Origin of the sequence: Isoptericola sp. NPDC058082 (assembly GCF_042885055.1) — a bacterium.
Classification (GTDB): domain Bacteria; phylum Actinomycetota; class Actinomycetes; order Actinomycetales; family Cellulomonadaceae; genus Isoptericola.
Genome location: NZ_JBHVSQ010000006.1, coordinates 165,604 through 172,250, shown reverse-complemented (window position 1 = coordinate 172,250; position 6,647 = coordinate 165,604). Strand labels below are relative to the sequence as shown.

The window sequence follows — 6,647 nt, the reverse complement described above, 5'->3', positions numbered from 1 at the left end:
CCTCGCGGAGGTTCGAACTACCTCGCGGAGGTTCGAACTACCTCGCGGAGGTTCGAACTACCTCGCGGAGGTTCGAACTACCTCGCGGAGGTTCGAACTACCTCGCGGAGGTTCGGACTACCTCGGCGGTCGGGACGCGTGCGTCAGGAGCCAGGCCAGGAGGTATGCACGGGTGTTCCCGTCGTCGATGCGCTCGTCGGGCAGGTCACCGGCGACGGCGAGCGCCGCGGCCGCGTCGTCGGGACCGGCCAGCGCGGCGTACATCAGGAGCTGGTCGCCGAACATCACGTCCCACGACGCGGGGTCGTCCCGCGGTCCCGCGAGCGCCTCGTCGAGGTTGGCCCGGATGCGGGCCGGGTCCCCGGCGAGAGAGGGCGCGACCGGCTGCGCCGGCAGCACGAGGATCCCGAGCATCGCGCTCGGCTCGGCGCTGAACCACGTGGCCCAGTCCCGCTTGCCGCCCCACACGAGCGACGTCACCTGGTGACCGAAGCCCTCCAGGGCAGGGTCGTCGCGGTCGAAGTCGGTCCAGTAGGCGCGCGCCGAGGCGGCCTCCGCGCCGAGCATCCACCGCGCCTGCTCCTCGAGCTCCGAGTCGCCCGTCGCCTGCGCCCACAGGGCCAGCCCGTTCCAGGCCGAGACGGCCTCGGACACCGACTCCTGGTTGTTGCCGTCGGCGAACGGCGCGTACCCGGACGCCCACGAGTGCCCGGCGTAGACGTCGAACACCCGCAGCGAGGGCATGCCGCCGACCCCCGTGCCCGACGCGACGTCCGCGGCGAGCAGGTCCAGGACCGGCGCGAGGTCGGCGGCGAGCGCCGGGTCGTCGGCGGCCACCACGCCCGCCGCGTACAGGAAGTACCCGTAGTGGAAGTGGTGGTCGTTGGCCTCCTCCGAGCCGAAGCCGGGCACCTTCCCGACCACCGTCGCGAGCACGGGGTCGTGCACGAAGCAGCGCTCGGCGCGGCGCTCGCAGCCGTCGGGCTCGGCCCACTCCCGCAGTCGTTCCGCGAGGCCCGACCGCAGCGCGGCGGCCGCGTCCTCAAGGCCGAGCCCGTCGGCCAGGGCGAGCAGGTTGGCGTCCCGGGCCAGGGCCTTGCCCCCGAAGTACGTGTCGGACGGCGACTCGAGCGTCCCCGCCTCGACGGCGGCCGCGTCGGCGCGCACCTGGTCGGCGAGCTCGGCGCGCGCGTCGTCGTCCAGGACCGACAGGTCGAGCCGGCCGCCCGGCTCGACCGCCGGGCTCGACCACCCGAGGGTCGACGCCGTGCACACGTCGACCGTGCCGTGCACGGTCGCGTACGTGCCCAGGTCGCAGGTGGCCCCCGCGGAGTCCGCCTGGTGCGGCATGCGGACGACCGCCGTCGGCCCGCCGTCCGCGGTCGCGTACGTCAGCGCGGTGCTCACGCCGTCGTCCCCCGCGCCGTACGCGGCGCTCACCTCGGTCACGGGCCGCGAGGCCGCCTCGACCAGCGTGTCCACCGCGGCCCCCGAGGCCCCGTCCGGCACCGGGAACCACGCGACGGACTCGCCCGCGGCGAGCGAGAGGACGCGCCCGTCGCCCGAGAGCCCGGCGCCGGGGTCGTCGGCGCCGCCGGGACCCACGAGGACGTGCTCGCGGTCGAGGACCTCCGTCGACGCACGACCGTCGGCCACGGTGAACGCCGCGGTCATCGCGACGTCGTGGTCGGTCGCCGCCGTGTACCGCAGCACGGGAGACCCCTCCACGACCTGCAGGTGCCCGAGAGCCGCACCGGCGCCGTCGCGCAGCTCCACCGTCACGGACGCGACGTCGTACGCCGACACCACCGCCGACGCGGCGCCGACGTCCGCGCCGACCTGCGGGTCGAACGGTCCGAGGATCGAGGTCTCGGTCACCTGGACCTGCGGCAGCCCGTAGGCGAACCCGCCCCCGGTGAGCGCGACCGCGAGCGGCATCGGGAACACGGGCTGCGGCGCGTCGCCGAGCGCCAGGCTGGAGAACCACCGGTTGGTGGGTGGCGCGAGGCCGTCGGCCAGGCGCATCCGGGGTGCCGGGGCGACCTGCTCCTCGGGCAGCAGCGACACGTCGACGTCGGGCGCCGCGAGGCTCTCCTCCGGCGCCGGGGCCTCGACCGCCTCCCCGCCCTCCCCGCCGGGCGCCGGCCCGCCGAGGATGCCGCACCCGGCCAGCGCCAGGGCCGCCGCGAGCACGCCGCCCGCCGCTGCCGCCACGCGCCTCGTCCCTGCCCCGGAGCGGCCCCGCCCGGGCGCCGTCACAGGCCCACCCTGCGCAGGAACTGGCTGAACGAGGCGTCCACCCCGGCGAGCGGGCCGTCGTCGTGCAGGTCGATCACCGCGGTGACCGGGGTGCCGGGGACGACGAGCCCGTGCTCAGCGCCGCGCACCAGACCGGCGCTGGAGACCGTCACGGTCGCCTCCGCCTGGTTCTTCGTGTTCTGCACGGCCACCGAGTCGACGACGCCGCTGACCTCGGCCTGGTTGGGCAGCACCACGGTGACCGTGGCGCCGTCGCGGACGCGGGCGAAGTCGGCCGGGTCGAGCACCAGCCTCGCGTCGACGAACAGCGAGCCCTGGCGCTCGACGGTGGCGAGCACCTCCCCGGACTGCGCGAACGCGCCCTGGGCCACGGCGAGGTCGGTGACGACGCCGTCGGCGGGCGCGACGACGGTCATCGCGCCGTCCTCGGTCACCTCGTAGGCGCCGCCGTCCCGGCTGACGAGGCCGACGGCGAGGTCGTGCTGCAGCGTGAGGCTGCGCACGACCAGCAGAGGGTCGCCGGCGCGCACCTCGTCGCCCTCCGCGACGAGCGCCTCGGTGACCGTCCCGGCGTAGTCGGTGCCGACGTCGAACGTCTCCGCGGAGATGGTCGCGGCCGACGACGTGGCCTGCGACTCGCGACGGTTCATGACCAGGGTGAGCGCGGCGCACAGGAGCACCACGCCGAGCAGCCCTCCCACCAGGCGCAGGCGGGTGGTCCAGGTCATGCGGCACCTCCGGCGGACGGGGCGGCGGCGCGTGCGCGGTGCGACTCGCGCAGCGCGGTCACGACGAACGCGCCGAGGATGAACGTGTTGGTGAGGTTCCAGGCCAGCGCCAGGCTGGGCAGCGGGTCGCCGCCCCACTCCGTCCAGACGCCGACGGCGGACGTCAGCAGCAGGAACGCGAAGCACAGCACCTGCGGCAGCATGAAGGTGAACGGCGAGTCGGCGCGACCGGCGCGGCCCGTGACGTGCCAGGCCTGCTCCTTGCCCGTCAGGGCGTTCCACAGGGCCTTGGTGTAGATCGGGAACGACACGGACGCGAGCATCAGCACCTCCCACCGGAACGACCCGAGCGTGAAGAACGCGATCGCGATCTGCATGCCGTAGAAGCCCAGGTAGTACAGCAACCAGGTGCCCGGCGAGATCGCGAGGTCCATCGGCGTGAGGTCCAGGTAGATCTGCAGCGGGGGCACCAGCAGCAGCACGAGGGGCGCGATCCCCGACAGGTAGTGCGTGGCCGTGACCGTGTACTGGAGGCGCTGGTCGAGGGTGAGCCGGCGCCGCGGGCTCAGCGGGTTGCGCTGGAGCATGATCTCGAAGCCGCCGGTGGCCCAGCGCAGCTGCTGCTTGGTGTACGCCTCGACGGTCTCGGGGGTGTCGCCCACCGCGAGGACGGTCGGGATGTAGACCGTGCGCCAGCCGCGCTCGTGCAGCAGCAGCGACGTCCAGACGTCCTCCGACTTGGAGTCGGTGTACATGCCGCCGATGTCGTCGACCGCCGCCCGGCGGAAGACCACGTTGGTGCCGACGCAGAACGCCGCGTTGAAACGGTTCCGGCCGGGCTGCACGAAGCGGTAGAACACCGCCTGCATGTAGCCGGCGCCGCGCGAGATGAGGTTGTCGAGGTTCCCGTACGTCTGCGGGGTCTGCACGAAGGCGACGTCGTCGGACACGAAGAACGGGACCGTCTCGACCAGGAGCTCCGGCCTGGCCACGAAGTCGGCGTCGAGGATGACGAAGTAGTCGCCCTTGGCGATCGTCAGCGCGTGGTTGACGTTGCCGGCCTTGGCCCCGTGGCTCGACAGTCGGCGCACGTAGCGGGCGCCGAGCGTGGCGGCGAGGTCGCGCACGTCGTCGGAGCGGCCGTCGTCGAGCACCCAGGTGCGGTGCCGGCCGCGCAGGGCGACGGCGGCGCGCACCGTGCGCGCGACGGTGTCGAGGCTCTCGCCGTACGTCGTGACGAAGACGTCGACGGTCACGGGTCTGTCGTGCAGGTACAGGCTCCAGCGCGTGGGGTCGTCCTCGGCCTCGTCCCGCACGATCTCGGGCAGGTCGAACAGGCGGTCCTGCGCGTGGTGGAACGAGAACCCGCGCGGGTCGTAGCCGCTGGAGAGCACGGTCCACATCGCGAGGAGCGCCTGCACGACGAGAACGGTCTCCGCCGTGATCACCATGGCGTACGGCAGGGCGTCCCCGCGGTTCGCGGGGTTGAGCAGGAAGACGGCGTAGGCCACGACGCCCAGCGTCGCGAGCAGCATGATCAGGGCGAGCGACGGCGACCGGGAGGCGGCGTTCTCGTCCCTCGGCGGAGCGGTGGGGCGCGGCGGCTCCGCGGGGAGCGGGCCGTGCGGGCGGGAGCGGACGTGCTCGGTGCGGCGCGGGGTGACGACGAGACGGTCGAACTCGGAGACGGACATGGCGTGTCCTCCGGGCGGGCGCGGTCGTGCGGCGGGGAGCGTGGACGGCGTCGTCCGTGCGACGGCTGCGTCGTGACGGTCCTGCTGGCCTGCAGCGGGCGCGACGTGGGCCCTGAACGAGTCGAGGTGACCCGCTCCGGAGAGCGGGCCACCTCGTCGTCTGTCGCGAACCTAACCCCGGCGCGCCCCCTTGTCACGGGTTCGGCGGGGGTGAGTCCAGCTGGCGAGACTGTCGCCCTGACCGACTGTCGCCGCAGGTCACAGGCTCGCGCCGGGTCTCAGAGCTGCGTCGCGACCTCGCGCGCCACCAGGTCCAGGTGGTCGAGGTCGTGCAGGTCGAGCGCCTGCAGGTACACGCGCTGGATCCCCTGGTCGCGCAGGGAGCCGAGCAGGTCGACGGCCTCGGAGACGGTGCCGGCGACGCCGTGCTCGCGCAGCTCGGCCGGCTCGCGGCCGATCGCCGCCGCGCGCCGCGTGAACTCCGCCTCGTCCTTGCCGACCGCGAGCACCAGGGCGACGGACTGCACGATCGAGTCCGGCGTGCGGCCCGCCGCCGCCAGCGCCTCGTTGATGACGCCGATGCGCGGCGCGACCGTGTCCAGCTCGGGGAACGCCTGGTTGTACTCGTCGCCGAACCGGGCGGCGAGGGCCGGCGTCCGCGTCGGACCGCCGCCGCCCACGATGACCGGGATCTTCGCCTGGGCGGGCTTGGGCAGCGCCGGCGAGTCGACGAGCGTGTAGTGCTCGCCGTCGAACGAGTACGAGCCACCCACCGGCGTGCCCCACAGGCCGGTGAGGATCTCCAGCTGCTCCTCCAGGAGCCCGAACCGCTTCGCCGGGAACGGGATGCCGTACGCCTCGTGCTCGCGCGCGAACCAGCCGGCGCCGAGGCCGATCTCCACGCGGCCGCCGGACATCTGGTCCACCTGCGCCACCTGGATCGCCAGCACGCCGGGGTGGCGGAACGTGGCCGACGTGACGAGGGTGCCGAGGCGCACGGTGGAGGTGTCGCGGGCCAGGCCGGCGAGCGTCGTCCACGCGTCGGTGGGGCCCGGAAGACCGTCGCCGCCCATCGTCAGGTAGTGGTCGGAGCGGAAGAACGCGCTGAAGCCGAGCGTCTCGGTCGCCTTCGCGACGGCGAGCAGGTCGTCGTACGACGCACCCTGCTGGGGCTCGGTGAACACACGCAGGTCGAGGGTCACGGTTCGCCTCTCGGTGATGCGGGGAGGTGGTGCGGGGAGGTGGTGAGGGAGGTGGGGCGGGGAGGTCAGTCGAACGTCGGCGAGCTGGTGCGCGACCGCTTGAGCTCGAAGAAGTCCGGGAACGACGCGAGCGCGACGGCGCCGTCGAAGATCCGCAGCGCGTCCTCGCCGCGCGGGATGCGCGTGAGGACCGGGCCGAAGAACGCCACGCCGTCGACGTGGATCGTCGGCGTGCCGACGTCCTCGCCCACCGGCTTCATGCCCTCCTCGTGCGACACGGCGAGGGCGGCGTCGTAGGCGTCCGACGACGCGGCGTCGGCGAGCGACGCGGGCAGGCCGGCCTCGGCCAGGGCCTCAGCGGCGACGGCGTCGAGGTCGTCCCGGCGGCCGCCGGGGTGGATGCGCGTGCCGGCCGCGGTGTAGAAGGTGCTGAACGCCTCCGGGCCGTGCTCCGTCTGCACCGCCGCGGCGACGCGACCGATGCCGCGCGAGGCCTCGATCCTCGCCCGGTAGTCCGCCGGGATGTCCCGGTCCTTGTTCAGCAGGTACAGGCTCATCAGGCGGAACGTGAGCTCCACGTCCCGGTGCTCCGCGACCTCGAGCGCCCAGCGCGACGTGATCCACGCGAACGGACACAGCGGGTCGACGTACACGTCCACGACGGGGACGGTCGTGCGGGGGGCGGTGGTGGTCTCAGGCGCGGTGGTGGTCCCGGAAGTCACGACCGCCACCCTACCCATGCCGGGGGCACGTGTTCCGCGGGA

The 6,647-nt window shown here is 73.8% G+C and carries 5 protein-coding genes; all 5 read right to left on the bottom strand.

All coding sequences use genetic code 11. The annotated features are described in order from the left end of the window. Nucleotides 1-117: 117 nt before the first annotated feature. The 5 genes from ACFVS0_RS10910 to ACFVS0_RS10890 all read right to left on the bottom strand — a co-directional run bounded on the left by ACFVS0_RS10910 (nt 118) and on the right by ACFVS0_RS10890 (nt 6,623). The gene (locus ACFVS0_RS10910) at nt 118-2,214 is read right to left on the bottom strand and encodes a glycosyl hydrolase (RefSeq protein ID WP_430587969.1); all 2,097 of its coding nucleotides are present in this window, start codon (nt 2,212-2,214) and stop codon (nt 118-120) included. 41 nt (nt 2,215-2,255) lie between these two features. Beyond that, a complete protein-coding gene (locus ACFVS0_RS10905; protein ID WP_430587968.1) occupies nt 2,256-2,987 on the bottom strand; it encodes an HlyD family efflux transporter periplasmic adaptor subunit in 732 nt (243 codons plus the stop codon). After that, nucleotides 2,984-4,681, bottom strand: a complete 1,698-nt coding sequence (locus ACFVS0_RS10900; RefSeq protein WP_430564529.1) for a glycosyltransferase — start codon at nt 4,679-4,681, stop codon at nt 2,984-2,986. The genes ACFVS0_RS10905 and ACFVS0_RS10900 overlap by 4 nt, the downstream gene beginning before the upstream one ends. 278 nt (nt 4,682-4,959) lie before the next feature. Next, nucleotides 4,960-5,883 (bottom strand): LLM class F420-dependent oxidoreductase, encoded by a 924-nt coding sequence (locus ACFVS0_RS10895; RefSeq protein WP_430551342.1) that lies wholly within the window; start codon nt 5,881-5,883, stop codon nt 4,960-4,962. Between the two features lie 65 nt (nt 5,884-5,948). Further along, nucleotides 5,949-6,623, bottom strand: a complete 675-nt coding sequence (locus tag ACFVS0_RS10890) for a disulfide bond formation protein DsbA (RefSeq protein WP_430564528.1) — start codon at nt 6,621-6,623, stop codon at nt 5,949-5,951. Between the last annotated feature and the right edge of the window lie 24 nt (nt 6,624-6,647).

What these genes read in the sequence shown, in the direction of transcription:
- ACFVS0_RS10905 (WP_430587968.1), bottom strand. Translation starts at nt 2,987, where the DNA reads ATGACCTGGACCACCCGCCTGCGCCTGGTGGGAGGGCTGCTCGGCGTG.
- ACFVS0_RS10900 (WP_430564529.1), bottom strand. Translation starts at nt 4,681, where the DNA reads ATGTCCGTCTCCGAGTTCGACCGTCTCGTCGTCACCCCGCGCCGCACC.
- ACFVS0_RS10890 (WP_430564528.1), bottom strand. Translation starts at nt 6,623, where the DNA reads ATGGGTAGGGTGGCGGTCGTGACTTCCGGGACCACCACCGCGCCTGAG.